The sequence below is a fragment of the Enterobacter sp. RHBSTW-00994 genome, from assembly GCF_013782625.1.
Taxonomy (GTDB): Bacteria; Pseudomonadota; Gammaproteobacteria; order Enterobacterales; family Enterobacteriaceae; genus Enterobacter.
The window spans coordinates 2,396,924-2,420,415 of the sequence record NZ_CP056199.1; the positions used below are offsets into that span (position 1 = coordinate 2,396,924).

The 23,492-nt window shown below is 52.7% G+C and carries 19 protein-coding genes and 1 pseudogene; 5 read left to right on the forward strand and 15 right to left on the reverse strand.

Going from position 1 to position 23,492, the window contains the following annotated elements; translation table 11 throughout:
• The first annotated feature begins 86 nt into the window (after window positions 1-86).
• A complete protein-coding gene (locus tag HV346_RS11500; RefSeq protein ID WP_181623609.1) occupies window positions 87-1,523 on the forward strand; it encodes a hypothetical protein in 1,437 nt (478 codons plus the stop codon).
• A 58-nt stretch (window positions 1,524-1,581) separates the two neighbouring features.
• Here the strand turns inward: HV346_RS11500 and pptA are convergent, their stop codons facing one another.
• The 9 genes and pseudogenes from pptA to HV346_RS11550 form a co-directional block, all read right to left on the reverse strand.
• Window positions 1,582-1,812, reverse strand: a complete 231-nt coding sequence (gene pptA / locus HV346_RS11505; RefSeq protein ID WP_181623610.1) for a tautomerase PptA — start codon at window positions 1,810-1,812, stop codon at window positions 1,582-1,584.
• A 76-nt stretch (window positions 1,813-1,888) separates the two neighbouring features.
• Window positions 1,889-2,776: a transporter substrate-binding domain-containing protein gene (locus HV346_RS11510; RefSeq protein ID WP_181623611.1), complete on the reverse strand. Its 888-nt coding sequence runs from the start codon at window positions 2,774-2,776 to the stop codon at window positions 1,889-1,891.
• Window positions 2,777-2,785: 9 nt separating this feature from the next.
• Window positions 2,786-3,559 (reverse strand): amino acid ABC transporter ATP-binding protein, encoded by a 774-nt coding sequence (locus tag HV346_RS11515; RefSeq protein WP_181623612.1) that lies wholly within the window; start codon window positions 3,557-3,559, stop codon window positions 2,786-2,788.
• Window positions 3,543-4,469 carry an amino acid ABC transporter permease gene (locus tag HV346_RS11520; protein WP_181623613.1) on the reverse strand — a complete coding sequence of 309 codons (927 nt, stop codon included), beginning with the start codon at window positions 4,467-4,469 and terminating at the stop codon, window positions 3,543-3,545. Before HV346_RS11520 ends, HV346_RS11515 begins: the two co-directional genes overlap by 17 nt.
• Before the next feature lie 9 nt (window positions 4,470-4,478).
• Window positions 4,479-4,988, reverse strand: coding sequence for a GNAT family N-acetyltransferase (locus HV346_RS11525; protein ID WP_181623614.1), 510 nt, complete (start codon window positions 4,986-4,988; stop codon window positions 4,479-4,481).
• A 9-nt stretch (window positions 4,989-4,997) separates the two neighbouring features.
• Window positions 4,998-7,261: pseudogene (locus tag HV346_RS23405) on the reverse strand (NtaA/DmoA family FMN-dependent monooxygenase).
• 16 nt (window positions 7,262-7,277) lie between these two features.
• Window positions 7,278-8,399 (reverse strand): amidohydrolase, encoded by a 1,122-nt coding sequence (locus tag HV346_RS11540; RefSeq protein WP_181623617.1) that lies wholly within the window; start codon window positions 8,397-8,399, stop codon window positions 7,278-7,280.
• The gene (locus tag HV346_RS11545) at window positions 8,396-9,397 is read right to left on the reverse strand and encodes an LLM class flavin-dependent oxidoreductase (RefSeq protein WP_181623618.1); all 1,002 of its coding nucleotides are present in this window, start codon (window positions 9,395-9,397) and stop codon (window positions 8,396-8,398) included. The genes HV346_RS11540 and HV346_RS11545 overlap by 4 nt, the downstream gene beginning before the upstream one ends.
• Before the next feature lie 110 nt (window positions 9,398-9,507).
• Window positions 9,508-10,047 (reverse strand): adenylate kinase, encoded by a 540-nt coding sequence (locus HV346_RS11550; RefSeq protein ID WP_181623619.1) that lies wholly within the window; start codon window positions 10,045-10,047, stop codon window positions 9,508-9,510.
• Window positions 10,048-10,395: 348 nt separating this feature from the next.
• Between HV346_RS11550 and HV346_RS11555 the strand changes: the two genes are divergently transcribed.
• A complete protein-coding gene (locus HV346_RS11555; RefSeq protein ID WP_181623620.1) occupies window positions 10,396-11,931 on the forward strand; it encodes a methyl-accepting chemotaxis protein in 1,536 nt (511 codons plus the stop codon).
• On the opposite strand, the gene HV346_RS11560 is transcribed toward HV346_RS11555, so the two are convergent.
• A complete protein-coding gene (locus tag HV346_RS11560) occupies window positions 11,928-12,326 on the reverse strand; it encodes a cupin domain-containing protein (RefSeq protein ID WP_181623621.1) in 399 nt (132 codons plus the stop codon). The genes HV346_RS11555 and HV346_RS11560 overlap by 4 nt on opposite strands.
• Before the next feature lie 111 nt (window positions 12,327-12,437).
• Here HV346_RS11560 and HV346_RS11565 point away from each other — a divergent pair, with 111 nt between their 5' ends.
• Window positions 12,438-13,361, forward strand: a complete 924-nt coding sequence (locus HV346_RS11565; RefSeq protein WP_181623622.1) for a LysR family transcriptional regulator — start codon at window positions 12,438-12,440, stop codon at window positions 13,359-13,361.
• Here the strand turns inward: HV346_RS11565 and HV346_RS11570 are convergent.
• Complete coding sequence (locus HV346_RS11570) at window positions 13,330-14,313, reverse strand: aldo/keto reductase (RefSeq protein ID WP_181623623.1); 984 nt, start codon at window positions 14,311-14,313, stop codon at window positions 13,330-13,332. The two genes, HV346_RS11565 and HV346_RS11570, sit on opposite strands and share 32 nt — an antisense overlap.
• Before the next feature lie 425 nt (window positions 14,314-14,738).
• On the opposite strand from HV346_RS11570, the gene ansP reads away from it, so the two are divergent.
• On the forward strand, window positions 14,739-16,235 hold the full coding sequence (ansP, locus tag HV346_RS11575) for an L-asparagine permease (protein ID WP_181623624.1): 1,497 nt from the start codon (window positions 14,739-14,741) through the stop codon (window positions 16,233-16,235).
• Between the two features lie 56 nt (window positions 16,236-16,291).
• Here the strand turns inward: ansP and HV346_RS11580 are convergent, their stop codons facing one another.
• Window positions 16,292-17,353: a YncE family protein gene (locus HV346_RS11580; RefSeq protein ID WP_181623625.1), complete on the reverse strand. Its 1,062-nt coding sequence runs from the start codon at window positions 17,351-17,353 to the stop codon at window positions 16,292-16,294.
• A 242-nt stretch (window positions 17,354-17,595) separates the two neighbouring features.
• Between HV346_RS11580 and pqqU the strand changes: the two genes are divergently transcribed.
• Window positions 17,596-19,710 (forward strand): TonB-dependent receptor PqqU, encoded by a 2,115-nt coding sequence (pqqU, locus tag HV346_RS11585; protein ID WP_181623626.1) that lies wholly within the window; start codon window positions 17,596-17,598, stop codon window positions 19,708-19,710.
• A gap of 37 nt (window positions 19,711-19,747) precedes the next feature.
• On the opposite strand, the gene HV346_RS11590 is transcribed toward pqqU, so the two are convergent.
• The 3 genes from HV346_RS11590 to HV346_RS11600 all read right to left on the reverse strand — a co-directional run bounded on the left by HV346_RS11590 (window position 19,748) and on the right by HV346_RS11600 (window position 23,436).
• Complete coding sequence (locus HV346_RS11590; protein WP_181623627.1) at window positions 19,748-21,289, reverse strand: methyl-accepting chemotaxis protein; 1,542 nt, start codon at window positions 21,287-21,289, stop codon at window positions 19,748-19,750.
• Between the two features lie 186 nt (window positions 21,290-21,475).
• On the reverse strand, window positions 21,476-22,144 hold the full coding sequence (locus tag HV346_RS11595; RefSeq protein WP_181623628.1) for a GntR family transcriptional regulator: 669 nt from the start codon (window positions 22,142-22,144) through the stop codon (window positions 21,476-21,478).
• Between the two features lie 251 nt (window positions 22,145-22,395).
• A complete protein-coding gene (locus tag HV346_RS11600) occupies window positions 22,396-23,436 on the reverse strand; it encodes an NADP-dependent oxidoreductase (protein WP_181623629.1) in 1,041 nt (346 codons plus the stop codon).
• Window positions 23,437-23,492 lie beyond the last annotated feature (56 nt).

Consider the following 23,492-nt stretch of genomic DNA (forward strand, 5'->3'; position numbering starts at 1 on the left):
TGTGCCCTGCTTGATTGGGGGGCTACTCAGAAGAGAGAAATCGACGTACTCTTATCCTGTAAAAACCAATAAAAACAGGGATAAATATGAAAGCTGTACTGCCGATTTTTATCGCGTTGGCATCAGGACTCGCCTTCAGCCCAGCCCAGGCGAGCGAAACGAAACCCAGCGCACCTACCGTTACCAGTGCGTATGTCAACCCACTCTATTTCTTCCGCCAAAATGATCGCCTGACCTACGTAACAATGGTGAAATTTGACAACGGATCAAGCGTCGAGCGCTGGAATACGGTGGATTGCGAGAATAAGAAATACTACAAACTGTACTGGGATTTACTGGGTAAAGAGGGGGATCACCGCGCCCGTTACTATGGCACAAAGGGTTTCGAACGGTATGCTCCAGCCCAGGAGACGGCCGAGTTAGGTGCAGATATGATCGCGAAAATGTGTGATATCAAAATCCGGAACAGTGACTGGGTTTACAGCGAAAAGAAAAACACCGAAGGCAAAGATATCAAGGAAGCCTCTTCCCTGGTCGATATCGCAAACATCGTGAAAATCAACGATAAACTCGTTGTCAGGCTCGGTTACGGTTATGAAGAGATTGGCTACGATCCGCCCTACGATGCCCCCTTTGATTTAAAGGTCGAATACCATATTTATGACTGCAAAGCCGGTAAGGATACGGTCATTGGCGCCACAGACGTCGATTCTCAGGGCTTTGTCACCGACAGCTTGATCGGTGAAGCAATGAAAAAACGCGCTTCAGGATTCACCAACAGCGAAAAAGTTGTCGCGGCACTCAAGACGCTGTGCAGCATGTCCGATCCTCAGCAGTATCGCGGTGAAGGCAAATACCAGACCCATCAGGGAAAATCCGTTGCAAAATACAGCGGACCGAATATGCCTGACTTCAGTAACAACAATCCCACCTGGATAAACAGATTCCCGCTCAATGCAGGCGTAGAAGAGAAAGGCATCGCATTAATAAAAACCTGGGCCGAACCACGCTTTAAGCAGCTTAAATGGACGGAAACGCAGGCCGGAGACAAAGCAGTCAATATGGTCGCTGACGTGCAAAGCAACGGTCTGGTCCGCCGTTTGGAAGATTACAACATGTTTACCGCTCAGCGAATTCTGGTCGCGAATGACATTCAGCTTAAGGGCGCCATGAGCATCAGCTATTCGCCATCGATCACACAAAAGCTTGATACCACGCTGCGCTTCCCCCTATCGCAAGGTCAGCAATACCATGAGTTAACGGAATCGGCCGGCCAGGACGAAGGCAACGTCTCCCGTATTGAACGTCGCTGCCGCGTCACCGGTTCGGATGAGGCGAGCAAAATTAATAGCGCCTTTACCGGTACTTACTGGCGTGTTGAATGTGATGAATTCAGTAAGGAGGGGCCGGAGAAAACGGTAAAAGCATGGCTCAACGATTTGCGGATTTTCCTGCCGATGGATCGTATTTATAACGGTAAATCACAGCACGTTCAGATCACCGGAGTCCACATCACGCGTTAATGGGTAAGTTCAACGGCATCCACCGGATGCCGTTGACGTGCTAAACGGAAATTGGTCGCTACATCGAATAGCCCGGTTTTTTAATCAGCTCATCCATTTTCGGGCCAATTTCCGTGTCCCAGACCTGCGCTTTCCAGTCATCTGGCTGAACCTGGTTCAGAGCAACAGATACCGAGCGGTCTTTGCTGTCGAGATGACGAATAATCACATCAGCAATATCCGCTGCCAGCGCAGCTTTTTGCTCATCATTCAGGTCGCGGGGGAAACATTTGATATCAACGTGCGGCATGTGCAGGGCTCCTTGTGTTCGAGAGAAATCCACACTAGCAGATTATCGGACCTGCTCTTAACACCTTGTGCAGTTATCAGTAGGTTATCCCCGGCGGATTCACGTCGGATTGCGCCACCGCTTCGCCCTGTTCACCCCACCGCGCCAGCACGCTCTGGTACTCACCTTGCTGAATAGCGCCGTCCAGTGCAGCCTGCAAGGCGTATACCAGTCCGTTGCCTTTTTTGGTGGTGGTCGCCACAAACGCTTTTTTCGGCCCTAAGCCGACCACCCGCGTTTTGCCGGTCAGCGCCGCTTTGTAGGCCGATACCGACTGAGGTCCAAAGAACACATCAGCCCGACCTGACTGAATATATAAATTCCCGGAAGCATCATCGGTCAAATAGACAGGCAACGCAGGTTCGCGTCCGGCGCGTTTATTTTCGTCGTTCCAGCCGAGTAAAATACGTTCCTGATTCGTGCCGGAACCGACAATCACCTTTTTACCGGCGAGATCTTCCGCACTCTTAATCGACTGAATCTCACTGGTGGACTTCACGGAGAATGCCAGGGAATCAACGCGATAGGTTGCAAAATCAAACTTCTCTTTTCGCTGCTCGGTCACCGCAATATTCACCAGCGCCACATCATAACGCCCGGAGGAGATCCCCAGAGGCCAGTCTTCCCATGCGGTTGGAACCAGCTTCAGCTTTAACCCCAGCCGCCCCGCCAGCAAACGTGCGATATCCGGATCGCTGCCAATACGGGTACGGTTGTCGCTGGCTAACAATGCCAGCGGAGGTGAATTGAGTGCCGAGATGGCGACTGTTAACGTGCCCGGCGCGACAAATTTGTAATCCTTCGGGATCTTCTCCACGGCCTGCGGATCGACCGTCACAGGCAGTGGCTGCTCATTGGCTTTCAAATCGATGCTGGCCTGGCTTGCGCTCGCAAAGGCCAGGCATACCAGAAGTCCATATTTCATGTGCGCTCCTTATAGTACTTTCGACAAGAACTGGCGCGTTCGCGCATGCGACGGACGGTTCAGCACCTCATCACTGCTGCCCTGTTCCACAATTTTTCCATCGACCATAAACACCACCTGGTCCGCCACTTCGCGGGCAAAACCAATCTCATGTGTCACGACCACCAGCGTTGTGCCGGACCGCGCCAGCTTTTTGATCACATCCAGCACTTCGCCCACCAGTTCCGGGTCAAGCGCTGAAGTGGGTTCATCAAACAGCATGACACGTGGGCGCAATGCCAGCGCGCGGGCAATCGCGATACGCTGCTGCTGACCACCGGAAAGATGGCGCGACCAGGCATCCGCTTTATCGCGCAGCCCTACCACATCCAGCAGATCATAGGCCCGATCAATCGCCTCTTTTCGGCTCAGTTGCTTGTGCGCAACAGGCGCTTCAATCAGGTTTTCCAGCACCGTGAGATGTGGAAACAGGTTGAAATTCTGGAAGACGTAACCCACGTTAATACGTTGTTTGAGGATCGCTTTCTCTTTCAGCTCGTAGAGTTTGTCCCCCTGACGGCGATAACCGATGTAGTCGCCGTCAATCTGAATAAAGCCTTCATCAACTCGTTCCAGATGGTTAATCGTGCGTAACAGCGTCGATTTACCTGATCCGGATGGCCCCAGGATCACCGTGACGGAACCTGGTGGGATCTCCAGAGAGACATTATCCAGCGCTTTGTGGCGACCAAAGAACTTACTGACGCCAGTAATTGAAATGTGTCCTTCAGGAGAGGCTTGCATGAACGGGCTCCTGTGTCTGTGTGGTGGTAACAGAACGTGTACGGCTGGCCGTGCGGTTCTGGTTCACGGCGGAACGGCGCTCGCTCCGGGCAAGACCGCGCTCCACGACATGCTGAATAACGGACAACACGGTGGTGATCACCAGATACCACACCGCGCCGACCATCAGCAGCGGGATCACTTCCTGCGTGCGGTTGTAGATCATCTGAATGGTGTAGAAGAGTTCCGGCATCGCCAGCACGTAGACCATTGCCGTCCCTTTCGCGAGGCTGATGATCTCGTTAAATCCGGCGGGCAGAATGGTGCGTAGCGCCTGCGGCAGAATGATACGTACCGTACGACGCCAGGCCGGTAAACCGAGTGCCGCCGCAGCTTCATACTGACCGTGGTCGACACCCAGGAACCCGCCACGGATAATCTCAGCGGTATAGGCGCTCTGCACCAGCGTCAGCCCTACCACGGCAGTGGAAAACTGCCCCAGCACATTGATGGTTTCAAAACTGCCCCAGGTGATGCGGGTAAAGGGGACGCCGAGAGAGAGCGTATCGTAGAGATACGAAAAGTTGTACAGGATGATCAGGACCACAATCAGTGGCAGCGACCGAAACAGCCAGATGTATCCCCATGCCAGGCTGCTCAACAGCCAGGAGGATGACAACCGGGCCAGCGCCAGCAGCCCGCCAATCACCACGCTTAATGCCGTACCAATAAGCGTTAGCAACAGCGTTTGCCCTAATCCCTCCAGAATCACCGGGTCAAAGAACCAGCGCGCGAATACCGCCCACTCCCAGCGTGGGTTGAAGGCCACAGACTGTATGACCACCGCCAGTACAAACAGGGCAGCAACTGCGCCAACCGCGCGCAGTGGATAGCGCGCCGGGACCACCTTGATGGTTTCAACGTTGTTCATCGTCGTTCCTCATGCGGTTTTGGTAAACGCTTCGCGTACCAGTGTTTTGGTGAAACGCAGCCGTCCGTCAAACGGCGGCTGGCTGTACTCTTCTGGATCACGGTCAAGATCGAACTGCGGCTGGTAGCCCTGACCGGTATAGAGTCTGACGGCTTCCGGCTGGCGAAACCCTGTCGTGAGGTAAATCTGGCTATAACCCGCCAGCACCGCACGACGTTCCAGCTCTTGCACCACTCGGGCAGCCAGCCCCTGCTGGCGTAATGCTTTGTGCGTCCAGATGCGTTTGATCTCAGCCGTGTGCTCGTCGAAAGGTTTGTACGCTCCGGTAGCGATGATCTCTCCATCGCGCTCCAGCACAATAAACAGCCCCTGCGGCGCTAAATACCACTCGGTGAGTTCCACTTCCGCGTCTTTGGAAAAATAGTCACCGTAACGGGCAGCGTATTCACCGAACAACCCATCAATGATGGGCTGAAGATCGGCATCTTCCGGCGAAACGTCACGAAATTGTTCGCTCATAGCGCCTCCTTAATCACCCAGTCCGGCCGGGTTTACCTCTGAATGTGGAATGCGTTCGACACCTTCACCCCAGCGGTTCAGCACTTTGTCGTAATCGCCGTTTTTAATTACGCCGTTAAGCGCCGTTTGTACCGGCTCCACAAGACCGCTGCCTTTTTTCAGCGTCACCGCAATGTGCGCCGCCTTCGGCCAGCCGCCATCGACACTGCCAACCAGTTTGGTTTTACCGGTTAACGCCGCTTTCCACGCACCAATCACGTTCGGGCCAAAGTACGCATCAGCACGCCCGGACTGGAGCGCCAGGGTTTGCGCGGCATCATCTTTGGTGTAGACCGGGGTAAAAGGCTTCAGGCCTTTCCTGAGGTTTTCCTCGTTCCATGCCAGCAGGATGGCTTCCTGATTGGTTCCCGATCCGACGATAATGCGCAACCCGGCGATATCTTCCGCCTTCTCGATCGACTTAAGTGGGCTGGTCGATTTCACATAGAAGCCCAGGGAGTCTTTGCGGTAAGTTGCAAAGTCAAACTTCTCCTTGCGATCTTTGGTCACAGTGATGTTACTGATGGCTGCATCATATTTCCCGGATGCCACTCCTAACGGCCAGTCCTCCCAGGAAGTTGGCACGACGTTCAGCTCCAGACCCAGGCTGTCGGCGACCAGCCGGGCAACATCGACTTCACTCCCGAGCAGCGTTTTGTTGTCATCGGAAAATACCGTCAGCGGCGGCTGATTCAGACCCGCCACCGCAACGGTGAATTTCCCCGGCACAGCAAAACGGTAATCTTTTGGCAACTGCGCCACCGCGTCGCTATTTTTGGCGGTATTAACAGGCGTTTTATTGGCCTCAATGCTCACGCCGGTTCCGTTAATGTTCACATTCTCTGCCCAGACGGCAGGGGTAAAGGCCAGCGCAAGCGCCAGAATAAGCGATGTTTTCTGCATAGCGGGGTTCTCTTTTATTGTGTTGTGAACTGATTTTTAGGTTCGTCTAAGCCCAGGCTTTCGCGCAGTGTGGTTCCTGGATATTCCGTCCGAAACAGACCACGGGCCTGCAAAACGGGAACAACCTGGTCCACAAAACGCGAGAAGGTGTCCGGCGTACCGCCCTGAATGATGAAACCGTCAGCGCCGAGTTGGTCAAACCACTGCTGCAAACCGTCTGCCACCTGTTCAGGTGTCCCCGAAAAACGGGGACGCGGAGATGCCGCCTCGAGTGCAACCTGACGCAGGGTTAAGTGGCGCTCCCGCGCATTGCGCTTGATCTCGTCCGTCGTGCTGCGAAAGCTGTTTTTCCCCAAATCACCGATATCCGGGAACGGCTCGTCCAGAGAATATTGACTGAAGTCGTGATGCTCGAAATAGCGTCCCAGATAATTCAGCGCATCATGAATGGATACCAGCGCGGCCGTTGCCTGGTATTGCTGTTCTACATCATCAGCATCATTTCCGACAATAACGCTGACACCCTGGAATATATGTAATTCATCGGGACGACGACCGTGTAATTCCAGCTGATGCTTCACGTCCTGATAAAAAGCTTTGGCTTCGTCCAGGGTATCGTGATGAGTAAATATGGCGTCAGCATGTTTCGCTGCCAGTTTTTTCCCGTCATTGGATGCGCCCGCCTGAAATACAATCGGGCGACCCTGCGGGGTACGACCAATATTCAGCGGGCCTGCCACCTGGAAAAAATCACCATGGTGATCCAGCGTATGCAGTTTTTCAGGATCAAAGAATTGCCCACTCTCTTTATTCCGGACAAAAGCATCCTCTTCCCAGGAGTCCCATAAGCCTTTGACCACATCCAGGTATTCATCCGCAATGCGGTAACGCAGCGCATGTTCCGGGTGCTTTTCACGGGAAAAGTTCTTTGCCGAGCCTTCCAGCGGCGACGTTACCACGTTCCAGCCGGCACGCCCATTGCTCAGGTGATCCAGGCTTGCAAACTGACGCGCAACGGTGAACGGTTCGCTATACGACGTGGACAACGTTCCGACCAGCCCCAGACGAGTGGTAATACTTGCCAGCGCGGATAATACTGTAAGCGGTTCGAAACGATTTAAAAAATGCGGGATAGATTTTTCATTAATATAGAGGCCGTCAGCCACAAATAAAAAATCAAGCTTACCCTCTTCCGCTTTTAAGGCTGTCTCTTTGACAAATTGAAAATTAATACTGGCATCTGCGATCGCCGCAGAATGACGCCAGGCAGACATATTTCCGGATGCACCATGCAATATGGTTCCCAGCCGCAATTGTCGGGTTGCAGACATATTCACCTCTTATTCATTAAACGTGTTGCAATGCTTTTTCCGCGAGCTGAGCAAAATAGCGTGCGGCGGGCTCAATTAATGCTTCATCCGGATTAAACGCCGGGTGATGCAAACCATACGGGCTGGCGCTGCCAATGCTGACAAACGCGCCAGGGATATTCTGTAAATAGACCGCAAAATCTTCACCGCCCATATGCAACTCAGCCCGCTGAGTTTCGTACCCCACATCTCTCGCCACCGAAGTGGCAAAGTCGGCCCAGCGTTCATCGTTAATCAGGGCGGTAGGCCCCGCATACCAGGTGATATCAATCTGCGCGCTAAAGGCACTGGCAAACCCGGCGGCAATTTCACCGACACGGGCTTTCACATTCTGCTGCACTTCTGTGCGGTGGGTACGTAACGTCCCTTCCAGCTCAACACTCTCGGGTAAGACGTTCCAGGTGTTACCTCCGGCGATACGCGTGACGCTCAGCACCACGGAATCCAGCGTGTTGACGTTGCGGCTGGCCACACTTTGCAGTGCGGTAACCAGTTGGCTCGCCAGCACAATCGCGTCGTTTCCTTCATGAGGACGAGCGGCATGCGCGCCTTTGCCAGTTATGCGGATCACAAACCGATCGACGTTGGCATAAAACGGACCACCCCGGGTGGCAAATTCCCCGACCGGTAAACCCGGTTCGTTATGCATACCAAAAATCGCGCTGACATCGCGTAATGCTCCGGCGCGCACCATACTTTTCGCGCCGCCAAAGTTTTCTTCAGCGGGCTGAAACAGGATCCGCACACGTCCATTGAGCGAAGTTTCACGCGCCTTGAGCTGTAATGCCGCACCGAGGATCACGCTGGTGTGGATGTCGTGACCACAGGCGTGCATCACCCCTGGACGCTGTGAGCTGAATGACACGCCGCTGCGCTCTTCTATCGGCAGCGCATCAATATCGGCCCGCAGAGCGATCAGTTTCTCCCCTGAACCAATTTCCGCCACCAACCCGGTAGCCAGTTCATAGGGTAACGGCGCGATCCCGGCGTTGGTTAGCCACTGACGCAGGCGAGCCGTGGTTTCCACTTCCTGACCAGACAGTTCGGGGTTCTGGTGCAACTCGCGACGCCAGGCGATAAGCTGTTGACCGAAGCTCATGCAATCACCTCCCTGTTAGCATGAGCCTGAGCAAGCAGACGCAGTGACTGAACGCGGGTTTCGCCATCGGCCACCGGCGTATCGATAATAAATTCATCAATACCCCATTGCTGATGCAGCGTTTGTAGCTGTTGCAGAACGGACTCTGCGGTCCCCGCCAGCAAAGACTGCGCCCGACGGGCAATACGAACCGGCTCGCTCCCGGCCTGACGTGCAAAAGCGTAGGCTTGCTCCTCACTTGCCACCGTAACGCGCTGGCCATTTGCCAGTTCAACGCCCCACACTTCCACATTGCGCGCCAGCGTTTCGGCTTGATCCTGCGTTTCTGCCACAATCGCCTGAACTGCAACAATTACCTCACGGACACTGTTTTTGCGCCAGGTGGCGATAACGTCACGCAGCAAATCGGGATCACCATTCAGATGGGCAGCAAAGACAAAGTGCCAGTCGAGTTTTGCCGCCAGTAATGCGCTCTCAGGGCTTGCACCCAACAGGAATCCCTGGGCTGGAACCTGAGGCAATGGCGTGGCCCGGACAGCCTCCTCTTCCGACTGAGCTTCAGGGCGTAGCCAGCCATCCAGTTGTGTTAGCTGTTCAGCAAAGCTGCCCTTTTCCCGTTGATTCAGCCCCTGCTGCAACGCGCGGGTTGACAGCGGCAGACCACCAGGCGCTTTACCGACGCCCAGATCCACCCGTCCCGGCGCAATTGCCGCCAGCAGGTTAAAGTTTTCAGCGACTTTGTACGGGCTGTAATGCTGAAGCATCACGCCGCCTGATCCCACGCGAATGCGCTTTGTTTGCCCCAGGATCCAGGCGATAAGCAGCTCCGGAGAGGGGCTGGCCAGTTGAGTGGTGTTGTGGTGTTCGGCAATCCAGAAGCGGTGATACCCCAGGTTTTCCGCGTGTTGCGCCAGGCTTAAAGTACGCGCCAGCGCATCGGCGGCCGTTTCGTTTGCTGCGATGGGGCTTTTATCCAGAATGCTGATTCGCCAGGACATGTTGTAATCTCGTTTGACTTAACATGTCGTCATTATTAAAGGCGTATTTCACCAGTGAGAAACAATTAATTTACATTTGGTTTGCCGAAAATCAGATATATAAAACCAGACTAAGAATAAGCCTTTAATTCAGACATCAACAATTCCGCCTCTTTACGACAGGTTATGCGGATGAAACGGATATGGGCATAGTCCGGGTTTTGCATATCGGCAGTATAACGAATGCGGTTACTGCGCCATGTTTTAATCGTCCAGATGATGATCGATTCCCGGCTAAAGAACGAACGACGAAAACTTTCCCGGTTTCCCGTTCCCGGCCATAACTCCTGTTTGTGCCATGCCCGTTTTGCCGCTCTGCTCACCGCCTGCCAGAGCGTGCGGGTAAAACTATAGTCCACCCATATCACCAGATCGACATCGCGCCACTTCACCGGACGTGTGCGATTGTAATTTCCGTCCAGAACCCAGTCCTGTGATGCCGAAAGCGCGTTTTCCAGATTGAGTAAAAACTGTTCGTCTGGTGTCCCCTCCCAGTCAGGAAGCCAGTACAACCGGTCCATTTCGATATAGGGGATGGCAATCTCGCTCGCAATGTGTTGAGCCAGGGTGCTTTTCCCGCTGCCGCTCGTGCCGATTAAATTGATTTTCATGTTCCTACCCGTCGTCCTGTGGCCAAAAGCCGTTAAATCATAGCGTGTTAATTCTGTTAATGAAACGCTATTTCGAAAGCAAAGTTTCTGTGATGAATACACGTCGCACCGTTTATTTGCCTTAAGTCATTTATTTAGTTCGGCGTATAAACATAAAGATAAAGATATTTTCATTTTTATTACATAAAGGGCTTTAAAAGATAAAAAATATTTAATTTAGGTGGTTCCGAATATCATCAGTTTCGTGGAGAATACGCCAGCAGCAAAACAACAGAATAATGTTTATATCTTGCCTGAGTTTTTATCGGGCGGTTTCTCCTTTACTTGCACATCACCATGGAGTTACTCATGAAGCGTAACACGCCAGTTACACAGAACGAGTATTTACTTAACGAAGGGTCGACGTTAATGTCGACAACGGATACGCATAGCCATATTACCTATGCGAACTCAACCTTTATTGAAGCCAGCGGATATAAAGAAGAAAATCTTCTGGGTGAACCTCATAATGTCATTCGTCACCCCGATATGCCCCCCGAAGCATTTGGTGACATGTGGTTTACCCTACAGCAAGGCGAGAGCTGGACAGGCCTGGTCAAGAACCGCCGCCACAACGGCGATCACTACTGGGTTCGCGCCAACGTCACTCCGGTGTATCAGAATGAAATGCTAACCGGATACATCTCAGTCCGTAATATTCCGGCACGCGAAGAGATCGAAACCAGTGAAAAACTTTATGAAAAGGTGAGAAATAACGAATTAAAACATCACCGTTTTTATAAAGGTGTGTTGGTTCGCCGGGGATTACTCTCTTTTCTCTCCCTTTTCAAACGACTGAGTACCACCAAAAGAGTCAATACCGGAATAATCACCACAGCATTGCTCTCCTGTTTGCTTTTATTTTTATTACCCAAAGGGATTACGCTGGCGTGCGGATTAGTCATTCTGTTTATCGCCCAGTCACTGTACCTGAATGCGCAAATATCGCGGCCGATTAAAACCATTGTCCGCCAGATGCAGCACGTCGTTTCCGGGCGTAAAACAACATATTTTCATTTTGACCGTGTTGATGAAATTGGTCTGATGATGCGTCTTGTCAATCAGTCGGGCTTAAACCTGAATTCTCTCGTTGATGATGTGGGGACGCAAATCACCGGCATTGGTACGATTAGCCAGCAGGTCGCGAAAGAAGGTGCAGCACTACAGGCTCGCTCAGAAGAGACCGCCGATGATTTGCAGCAAACAGCTGCCGCGGTAGAGGAAATTGCCAGTGCGGTACAGCAAACGGCTGAAACCGCTAAAGAAGCCATACAGATGGCAGATCGCACCAGTGACAGTGCGCACAGTGGTGAAGCCATGATGAAACAGACCATCAGCATGATGCAGTCCGTTTCCCAGGATAACAGCCAGATCGTCGATATTATAGGTGTGATTGACCGGATTGCCTTCCAGACCAATATTCTGGCCCTTAACGCCGCCGTGGAAGCCGCGCGTGCAGGTGAAGCCGGACGGGGTTTTGCGGTGGTGGCAGCCGAGGTACGTAACCTCGCACAACACTCAGCGACAGCCGCAAAAGAGATCAAAAACCTGATCGAGAAAAACGTCGCAAGCGTTAACACTGGTGTGGAAATGGTGGAACAAACCGAAACACAGTTGTCCGTGATGATCAGCAACGTATTGCAGATGTCGTCGTTGATTAAAGAGATCGGTCATGCCACACAGGAACAGACGCAGGCGTTAAGTCTGATCAACGAGTCCATCTCTCGTATTGGCGTGATGACACATAACAATACCGGCATGGTAGATAACGTGACAAGCGCCGCCAATCACCTGACGCAGCGAACAACCCGACTGCAGCAGGCGATTGCGGTCTTTGGTGGTTAACGCTGCTGATACTGCTCGTCGGTCACTTTTTCCAGCCACTCTACCGGGCTGCCGTTGACTGCTTCGGCGATGGCAATATGCGTCATCGCCGTCGCAGCACTTGCCCCGTGCCAGTGTTTAACGCCTGGCGGGATCCACGCGATATCACCTTGATTTAACTCTTGAGCCTCTTCACCCCACGCCTGTAACCAGCCTCTTCCCTGCGTAACGATCAGGGTTTGTCCCAGAGGATGCGTATGCCAGGCCGTGCGTGCCCCCGGTTCGAAGGTGACGGTCGCGCCGCCTACCGTGGCCGGTTCTGTTGCCTGGAACGGCGCATCAATACGTACAGTACCTGTAAACCAGGCCTCAGGACCGCGTACGGAAGGTAATGAACCACTACGGATAATTTTCATGCTGACTCCTCTTTTGCTGTTGCGCTAACAGTAGCGCAAAGAGGCAGAGAGCATTAGACTGCATAATCAGAAAGGAACCATGAACGTAATTCATAAGTCGGGTCACTCACGATGCTAAAAGATAATTTCAACGATCTTCTCTCGTTTATGGTCGTCGCCCGTGAACGCAGTTTTACGCGCGCCGCGGCACAACTGGGGGTTTCACAGTCGGCATTGAGCCATGCCATGCGTAATCTGGAAGCGCGCCTGGATGTGCGTCTACTGACCCGAACCACCCGCAGCGTTGCCCCCACTGAAGCCGGTGAACAACTGTTCATGCGTTTAAGCCCGCATCTGCTGGAGATCGAACAAGAACTTACCGCACTGCGAGATATGCGTGACAAGCCTGCCGGGAATATTCGCATCACCGCCGGGGAACACGCGATGACCTACGTATTGTGGCCAGTATTGAAGCCATTTATGGTGCAATACCCCGATATTCATATTGAGGTCACGGTGGATAATGGTCTGACGGACATTGTTGACGGGCGATTTGACGCGGGCGTGCGTCTGGGTGAACAGGTGGCAAAAGATATGATTGCCGTTCGCATCGCCCCGGATATGCGGATGGCCGTAGTGGGTTCTGCCGATTATCTTGAACGTTTCGGCGTGCCGGAATCGCCGGAACAGCTTGAGCAGCACCGTTGCATTAATATGCGTTTGCCGACGCGCGGCGGTTTGTACGCCTGGGAATTTGAACGCGATGGCCGTGAAATACGTATACGGGTCGATGGGCAACTCACACTGAATAATCTGCCTCAGCGGATCGATGCCGCTGAATCGGGATTAGGGCTTGCCTATGTGCCGGAAGATGCGGTTCAGGAGGCCATTGCAGAAGGACGTTTGATCCAGGTGTTAAAGGCGTGGTGTCAGCCGTTCGATGGGTATCATCTCTATTACCCAAGTCGTCGGCAGCACACCACCGCCTTTGCGCTTCTGGTCGATGCTTTACGTAATCGCCAGGTTATTTCCCCACGCGCGCCTGCAGATGTTTAGGATAACGCTCGCCCACCACATCAATTTCCGCCAGCGCACGATTAATATTGTCCAGCGCCTTTTGTGACAGCGTCACATCAGCCGCGCCCAGGTTCTCCTCCAGCCGGTGAAGCCTGGTTGTTCCCGGAATGGGCACAATCCACGGTGCTTTAGCCAAAAGCCACGCCAGCGCAATTTGTGCTGGCGTAACCCCCTGTTCTGCCGCCAGGCGTTTTACCACCTCCACCAGTTGCTGATTCGCCTGGCGTGACGCTTCGCTAAAACGCGGCACGACATTACGAAAATCACTGCTGTCGAAGGTCGTTTGCGCATTAATCGCACCGGTCAGGAAACCTTTGCCTAACGGACTAAACGGCACAAAGCCAATATTCAGCTCCGCCAGCAGCGGCAGGATCGCCTCTTCAGGCTGACGCCACCACAACGAATACTCACTCTGTAACGCAGCCACCGGGCAAACCGCATGAGCACGACGAATGGTGTCGACACCGGCTTCGGACAGACCAAAATGTTTCACTTTGCCTTCGGCGATCAGATCGGCAATGGTTCCTGCAACCTCTTCCACAGGGACGTCAGGATCAACACGGTGTTGATAATAGAGATCGATATAGTCCGTTTTCAGCCGTTTTAATGACCCTTCCACCGCTGCACGAATATGTGCCGGGCGGCTGTTGAGCACCTGGCCGGGTTGATCGCAGTCAAAACCGAATTTTGTGGCAATGACCACCTTGTCACGCACCGAAGCCAGCGCTTCCCCGACCACCTCTTCGTTGGTAAACGGGCCGTAGATTTCAGCGGTATCGAACAAGGTGACACCGCGATCGACAGCGGCGCGAATAAGCGAAATAGCCTGCTGTTTCTCCGTGGCTGGGCCATAGCCAAAACTCAGTCCCATGCACCCCAAACCCAGAGCCGAAACCGTTAATCCGTTTTGCCCTAATTGTCGTTGCTGCATCCTTCACCTCCTGCGTCTTTTTCTGATTTTTTACTCTAGGCGCATTTTTTTATGACCACTACAGTATTTATGTGTTTGTCCTTATGAATACAACTCATCAATAACATTGTGTAATTATCAAGCCACACTGATGATTAAAGCAGCAACTGCATGGCGAGTTTGTCTAAAAACTGGCCACGATTCAGCGCGTTGTGATCCCCATCAGCTCTGACCACACAATTTCCTTCGACACGCATCACTTTCGTCCCGGTTATATTTTGCGTCGCTTATCAATTGCGGGTAGGATGCTTCGCCATGTTTTGCCTTATCCATACGCAGAATGACTGGAAAGGCAACATGTGTCTGTGCAGAGGCAATCGTTTGTTTCGACTTCTGCCAGAGACGACTATCACAAAAATGGTTCAGACAGGCAAACAGGTAACTCAATGAAAACAAGCAATAAAAGCGCAGCAGAACATCATGCTGCGAAACGTCGCTGGTTGAACTCTCATGAAGAGGGCTATCACAAAGCGATGGGTAACCGTCAGGTACAGATGATCGCCATCGGTGGCGCAATTGGTACAGGTCTGTTTTTAGGTGCAGGCGCACGTCTGCAAATGGCAGGCCCTGCTCTCGCCCTGGTTTATCTGGTGTGCGGGATCTTCTCCTTCTTCATTCTTCGGGCGCTTGGCGAACTGGTTTTGCATCGCCCTTCCAGCGGCAGTTTTGTCTCCTATGCCCGTGAGTTTCTCGGCGAAAAAGCAGCCTACGTTGCCGGCTGGATGTACTTCGTCAACTGGGCCATGACCGGAATCGTTGATATCACCGCGGTCGCTCTGTATATGCACTATTGGGGTGCATTTGGCGATGTGCCACAGTGGGTATTCGCCCTGGGCGCACTGGCCATTGTCGGGACCATGAACATGATCGGCGTGAAATGGTTCGCCGAGATGGAGTTCTGGTTTGCCTTGGTTAAAGTGCTGGCGATTGTTGTGTTCCTGGTGGTCGGCACGATATTCCTTGGCAGCGGTAAGCCGCTCGATGGAAATGCCACCGGCTTCCACCTGATAACCGACAACGGCGGATTCTTCCCGCATGGCCTGATGCCTGCCCTGGTGCTGGTTCAGGGTGTGGTCTTTGCCTTTGCCTCTATTGAACTGGTCGGTACAGCGGCGGGCGAATGCAAAGATCCGCAGACCATGGTTCCGAAAGCCATCAACAGTGTGATCTGGCGTATCGGCCTGTTCTATGTTGGCTCCGTTGTGTTGCTGGTTCTGTTGCTGCCATGGAATGCCTATCAGGCAGGTCAAAGTCCGTTCGTGACCTTCTTCTCCAAACTGGGCGTACCGTACGTGGGCAGTGTGATGAACATCGTGGTTCTGACGGCTGCGCTGTCCAGCCTTAACTCCGGTCTCTACTCAACGGGCCGTATTCTGCGCTCCATGTCGATGGGCGGTTCTGCGCCTAAGTTCATGTCGAAGATGAGCAAGCAACAGGTCCCTTACGCTGGCATCCTCGCGACACTCGTCATCTATGTGTTCGGTGTGTTCCTGAACTATCTGGTTCCGTCTCAGGTCTTTGAGATTGTACTGAACGTGGCGGCGTTGGGCATTATCGCCTCCTGGGCCTTCATCGTGGTCTGCCAGATGCGTCTGCGTCAGGCGATCAAAGAAGGTAAAGCAGAGGATGTGCGCTTTAAATTACCTGGCGCACCGTTCACCTCGTGGTTAACGCTGCTGTTCCTGTTCAGCGTGCTGGTCCTGATGGCGTTTGACTACCCGAACGGGACTTACACCATTGCGACCATCCCACTGTTGGCCGTACTGTTGGTAGCTGGCTGGTTTGGCGTGCGTAAGCGCGTTCAGGAAATTCAGAGCACTGCGCCGGTTCACCCGGACGATGAAAAACGCGACGCGTCACTGATTGAAGAGACCTCACGTTAATCATTAAAAAAGGGAAGGCAAATGCCTTCCCTTTTCTTTTATCGCTTATCGCGTTTTTACAGCGTAATACGAATCACATCATCCGGCAGAGTCGCTTCCTGCTGACGGCTGGATTTCTGTTTCACCGTCACATACAGCGTCTTGCCATCGGCCGAAAGCGCAAGGCTGTTCGGGTGCACCGGCGTATCAAAGGTTTTGGTCACTTTATAGCTTTTCGCGTCAATGACGCTCACCTTACCGGCTTCACGGTGCGTCACATAGACTTCATTGCGGGTTGGGTTAAACAGCACCGCCAGCGATTCTGGCGCGGCGATCTTCTCAAGTACCTTGCCATCTTTCAGGCTCACAACCAGCACTTCCGGCTGTTTTGAATCGGTCAGGAATGCCCGCTGTCCGTCCGTGTCGAGGCTCAGGTTCAGATAGAAATGCTCTTTTCCGTCGTCCTGAACTTTTTTGCGGCTCAGTATCTTGTTCGTTGCTGTATCAATGGTCAGCAGTTCACCATCCGCATTGGTGGTATACAGACGTTTAGCCTGTGCATCCAGGGCCAGCCCGGTGCTGAACGTCCCGGTATTGGCAATGGTGTCTTTCAGCTTCAGCGTTGCGCCATCAATAACCCAAATCACGCTCTCTTTGCCGATCCCGGAGATATAGACGGTATTGGTGGTGTCATCCGCCACCAGTTGACGCGGCTGTAGCGGTTTGACCGTTTCGCTACGTTGACGATCGTCCAACACCAGACGTCCTTTCACGTCACCCGTCTTCGCATCAATAGCCGTCACGGTGCTGCTGGTGGTATTCCCGAACCACAGTGTCTGCGTGGCATTGTTAATGGTTGCGCCAAACGGCTTCAGATCGTTATGAATCGCTTGTGTGACATCCAGCGTGACCGGATCCAGGCGATAAACAATACCGCCTTTATCGGTTTTACGGCTTTGCGACGTCGCAACCCACAGCGCATTCTCCTGTTGGCTGAGGGCCATTTCATAAGCGCCTTTGCCTACCGCTTTACGCAGCATGTCTTCTGCGGCCTGAACCTGGAAGGTTCCGGCGAACAGTAATGATCCTAACAGCAGAGAACTCCGCAGACGCGGCGAGCACAGATGACGTAAAGACATAACAATTCCTTTTTATAAGAGGGGTGTACTGCTGACATCGCTTCCTGCAGGTAAAGTCATGGCTTTACCGTTGTATTAATGAGAATAGTAATCATTAATCTGTTAAATGTGGAGTATTTCTTTCCCGCCGAGACTTACATTAACGCAATGTGCGGTTATAGTTTTCAAAACATTTACAAAAGATTTAACATGTATGCACATGTTCCATTTGGTTCGTTTCTTATCCTTAACCGGTTTATTTCATGAAAATCATTTCTGCCAGTAAGGCAACGCTTCCCTTGTTGTTGGTTCCTGCCATTCTCTCCCCTCTGACGGTGACGGCAGCAGAAGAACAAACCATGATCGTCAGCGCCGCACCACAGACCGTATCGGAGCTGGACACTCCTGCGGCGGTCAGCGTCGTGAATGGCGACGATATGCGCCAGGCAATGCCGCGCATTAACCTCTCAGAATCACTCGGAAGCGTCCCAGGCCTGCAAATTCAGAACCGCCAAAACTATGCCCAGGATCTGCAACTCTCAATGCGCGGATTCGGTGCACGTTCAACTTTTGGTGTGCGCGGTATTCGTATGTATGTGGATGGTATTCCGGCCACCATGCCTGATGGGCAAGGCCAGACCTCTAACATTGATCTCTCAAGCGTCGAGAGCGTTGAAGTCTTACGCGGCCCCTTCTCTTCCCTGTACGGTAACGCATCCGGCGGTGTCATTAATATCAACACTCAGACCGGAAAACAGCCGCCAACCCTTGAGGCCAGCAGCTATTACGGCAGTTACGGAACCTGGCGCTACGGGATGAAAGCGACAGGCGCACTGGGAGATGGCACGCACCCAGGGGACGTGGATTACACCGTTTCAACGACCCGCCTGACGACGAAAGGTTATCGTGACCATAGCGGTGCGCGTAAAAACCTCGCCAACGCCAAACTGGGCGTGCGTATCGATGATGCCAGCAAACTGAGCCTGATTTTTAACAGCGTGGACATGAAAGCCAATGATCCTGGCGGGCTGGACTATCAGGAGTGGCGGAACAATCCGCGCCAGTCTCCGCGCGGAGAACAATACAACACGCGTAAAACGATTAAACAAACGCAGGCCGGTCTGCGTTATGAGCGCCAGTTGAGCGCCCAGGACGATCTCAGCGTAATGATGTACGCCGGTGAGCGTGAAATGACGCAATACCAGTCGATTCCGTATCAGCCACAGCTTAAAGCCAGCCATTCCGGCGGCGTGATTGACATGCAGCGCCACTATCAGGGGATTGATACCCGCTGGACGCATCGCGGTGAGCTCCTGGTTCCAGTGACGTTCACCACCGGGCTTAACTATGAAAATATGAGCGAAGACCGTCGCGGTTATCAGAACTTTGTGATGGATAACGGCGTACCCGATTATGGCGTAAAAGGGGAAAAACGCCGTAGTGAACGTAACCTGATGTGGAACGTCGATCCCTATCTGCAAACCAGCTGGCAGTTGACACAAAAACTGTCGGTGGATGCAGGCGTTCGCTATAGCTCCGTGTGGTTTGATTCCAACGATCATTATGTCACCCCAGGCAATGGTGATGACAGCGGTGACGCGAGTTACCACAAATGGCTTCCGGCGGGGTCGGTGAAGTATGCGGTGACCGATAGCTGGAATCTGTATGCCGCCGCGGGACGCGGTTTTGAAACCCCTACCATCAATGAACTCTCTTACCGCGCTGATAACCAGGGTGGGCTGAATATAGGCCTGAAGCCATCCACCAACAATACCTATGAAGTGGGCAGCAAAACCCGTATAGGAAATGGTCTGCTGACCGCGGCGCTGTTCCGTACCGATACGGACGACGAGATCGTGGTTGACGCCAGTTCCGGCGGCCGTACAAGCTATAAAAATGCCGGGGAAACACGTCGCCAGGGTGCTGAAGTCTCAGTCGATCAGCAGTTTGCTGACAACTGGAAGCTGAAAATGGCATGGACCTACCTGGATGCCACCTACAGAACCAACGTGTGCAGTGACGCTGACTGCAATGGTAACCGTATGCCAGGCATCGCCCGTAATATGGGATATGCTTCGTTTGGCTGGCAGCCTGAAGAGGGCTGGTATGCCGGAACGGATGTTCGCTACATGAGTGATATCATGGCCGACGACGAGAACACGGCAAAAGCGCCGTCGTACACGACCGTGGGGCTGAATACCGGTTATAAATTCAATTACGGCAACTGGGGAATGGACGTCTTCGGGCGAGTCGACAACCTGTTTGATCGTGAATATGTCGGATCGGTTATCGTAAATGAGTCAAACGGGCGTTATTACGAGCCGGCTCCAGGCCGCAACTATGGCGTGGGCATGAGCGTTTCATATCGTTTCGAGTAAGAAACAACCCGGCAGCCGCGCGCTGCCGGGAATATTTTTATGCCACTTGCGCGTGATGTTCCAGGCGGAACGCCGCGACAAGGTCCTGCAACAGACGCGCCTGATCTTCCAGCGCCCCTGCCGCTGTTGAGGAGGCCCCCACCAACGATGCATTCTGCTGTGTCGTCGTATCCAGTTCCATGACCGCACGAGAAATCTGTTCTATCCCGCGACTCTGCTCCTCAGAGGCTGATGAGATCTCCCCCATGATGTCATTCACACGCGTCACCGATTCCACCACCTGCTCCATCGTCTGACCCGCTTTCACTACCAGATCGCTGCCTGTCGTGATACGGGAAACCGATTCGCTGATCAGCTGTTCGATATCCCTGGCCGCTTGCGAACTGCGCTGCGACAGGCTGCGCACTTCACTTGCCACGACGGCGAAACCCCGTCCCTGCTCACCGGCACGAGCCGCTTCGACTGCCGCGTTCAACGCCAGAATATTAGTCTGGAAAGCAATGCTGTTAATGACTGCGGTGATGTCGGCAATTTTCTGCGAGCTGGAATTGATATCACTCATAGTACTGACAACGTCGCGCATCACGCGTCCACCGTGGGTGGCGGTTTGCGATGCTTCTGCCGCCAGTTTGCTGGCATGACGAGCGTTATCGGCGTTATTTTTCACTGTCGCCGTTAACTCTTCCATGCTGGCAGCCGTTTCCACAACGGCAGCCGCCTGTTGTTCGGTTCGTGAGGAGAGATCGGTATTTCCTTCTGCGATATCGCTCGCAGCCTGAGATACCTGAGTCACACTACTGCGCACTTCACCGATCATTGCGCGCAGTTTGTCGTTCATCCGCCCCATGGCCCCGGTTAGCTTCCCTAACTCATCATCACCCTGAGGGCGGATATCCGAACTCAGATCGCCGCTGGCGATGCGTTCCGCCAGTAGCAGGTTATGTTTCACCGGACGAGTGATCTGCCGGGTCACCCACCATGACACCAGGACCCCAAACAGAATCGCCACAATGCCCACGATCGCTGTGATCGTACTTGAGCTGTAAGCCAGCGCGTCATTATGGGCTTTCACCAGCACAATGATCTCTCTGATGGCAGCACTGCTATCATCCCCGGCTGATTTGACCTTATCCTCAGCGACTTTCAGTGCCTGTGCTGCCGCTGAATCGTCTTTATTGGCATTGACCGCATTCATCGCAGTTTGCATTTCTGCCACACTGCTGTCGAAACGAGCCAGATGTCCGCCAATCGCATCGACAATTGCCGCTTCTTTTGTTGTCCAGCCAAGTTTTTTCGCTTCCGACGCCAACTCTGCTGCGTGTTTCACATAGCTCGCCAGCAACTGACCCGATTTTTCATCACTGGTATAGAGGTACTTCAGGCGGTTGATCTTGGCCTGAAAGACTTCAATATTAATGTTGTAGATAAGATTGGTTTGTTGATAGACGTCGCGGATCTCTTTAAAGCGCAGCACACTCATGGTGGTCGAAATCGCTACCAGCAGCAATACCACGCCAAAACCTGCTGAAAGCTTTCTGCTCATTTTTATATTTCGTAATCGTTGGCTAAGACTAAACATCCTGGGCTCCTTAAAAGGCAACTATGCCTTATCCCGTTATCGGCAGGATGGAGCGTTATTTCATAGCGGGGCTGGTCTTATCAGTCAGAAAATGAAATAACGTTCCCGGTGACACAGTGCCACCAGGAAATTATTCATGAGATGAAAGTTTAAATTTAAAAAATGTCGTCCTTACTAAATAATCCCCTAACTGAAATATTGCCTTTGTAAAAGTACATTAGCTTCATCAATCAGTTTATCAATCGCTTTTTGGCACGCGTCCACATCCCTTCGTTCGAGGGCAGAAAGCAAATCCGCATAATGATAAGGGGATGAGGTGATATCGTTCAGCTCTTCATGCAGATAGTTAATGCATGGGCCAATACGCACCCAGAGCTGTTCAATTAATGCGCTAAGCGTCGGCATTTCCGCATATTGATAGAGCGTAAAGCGGAAAACCCGGTTGGCGTGTAATGCCTGCTGCACATTCCCGTTACGCATTGCCTCATGGAAAGCATCCGAGAGTTCCCGCAGTGCATTCAATTTGCTGTCAGACATTTGCACACATGCCGCAGCAACCGCCATGGGTTCAAGCTGTTTTCTGATCGCATTAATTTCGTTATAACGATCCAGTGTCACCTCAGGCACAAGAAAGGCCTGGGCTGGTGTCGCGTTCAACGCCCCCGCCGATACCAGACGCAGTAATGCCTCCCTGACGGGGGTGATACTGGTTCCTAATTTATCGGCAATCTCTTTGGTAATCAGCCTTGCCCCTGGTTTTAGTGAGCCGGTAATTAATGCCCCTTTCAGGCTGACCTCAACTTGCATAGTAAGACTGATTCGCTGCGCTTTTTCTAAATGATCCAAATCAAGCATGTTCAATTCCCGTAGCTAAAGCAAAACGCTATTTTCGGCGTCGGTATAAAAAACGACGTCGGTTTGATATATCCTGTATCTGCATGCCTGGTATTGGGAACTGCACAAAAAAGTAAATACAACAAATGATAAATTTTATACATGCCTGGCTCACCAATTCTGATGGCACTTGAGGCTATGCTGATTTAATTAAAGACAATATATCGTATCTTCACAAATAAATATGGCGGGTATTCCCGCCATAATCGATTTTATTTGTGATCCTGTGCGACGCGAATCGCCACTTTGCCGAAGTTTTTCCCTTCGAGAAGGCCAATCAATGCCTGCGGTGCATTTTCAAGTCCGTCTGTAACCTGTTCACGATAGTGGATTTTACCCTCGGTGACCCAACGTCCCATTTCAGCCTGGAATTCGCCGATGCGATGACCATAGTCCTGCCCGATGATGAATCCCTGCATCCGAATGCGTTTTTTCAGAAGCGTCGCCATTAACAACGGTAAACGATCCGGACCTTCCGGCAACCCGGTGGCGTTATAACCACTGACCAGGCCACAGAGCGGTACTCGCGCCGAGGTATTGAGTAACGGCAGTACAGCATCAAACACTTTGCCGCCCACATTTTCATAATAGACGTCAATTCCGTCCGGGCAGGCATTTGCCAGTTGAGCCGCGAAATCAACGGCGTGGTGATCCAGACACTGATCAAATCCCAACACCTCAACGGCATACCGACATTTCTCTTCACCACCGGCCACACCGATTACCCGGCAGCCTTTAATTTTGCCAATTTGCCCCACCGTTGCGCCAACCGGGCCGGTAGCGGCCGCGACCACCAGCGTCTCACCAGCTTTCGGTTGCCCGATATCCAGTAACCCCATATAAGCGGTAAAGCCCGGCATCCCTAAAATGCCCAGCGCCCATGACGGATGTTCAGGGTTATCGCCAAGCTTAACCAGCCCGTTCCCCTCCGACACGTCGTACTCTTGCCAGCCGCTATAGCCTAATACCCATTCACCAGGTTTATAATCCGGATGGCGAGAATGTTCGACACGACTGACCGTTCCCCCCACCATCACTGCACCAATTTCCACTGGCGGCGAATAGGACGGCGCATCGCTCATCCGGCCTCGCATATACGGGTCCAGCGATAACCAGATGGTTCGGAGCAGAACCTGCCCCTCGGTGAGCTCAGGGATCGGTTGTTCTTCCAGTCGGAAATTTTCAGCCACCGGTGCGCCATGCGGGCGCGAAGCCAGAACCCAGCGACGGTTTTGCGTTGCAGAATGACTCATAAATCGCTCCTTATCGTGCAAATGTCATAAGAGCCTGGCTCATTATCTTCCTGACC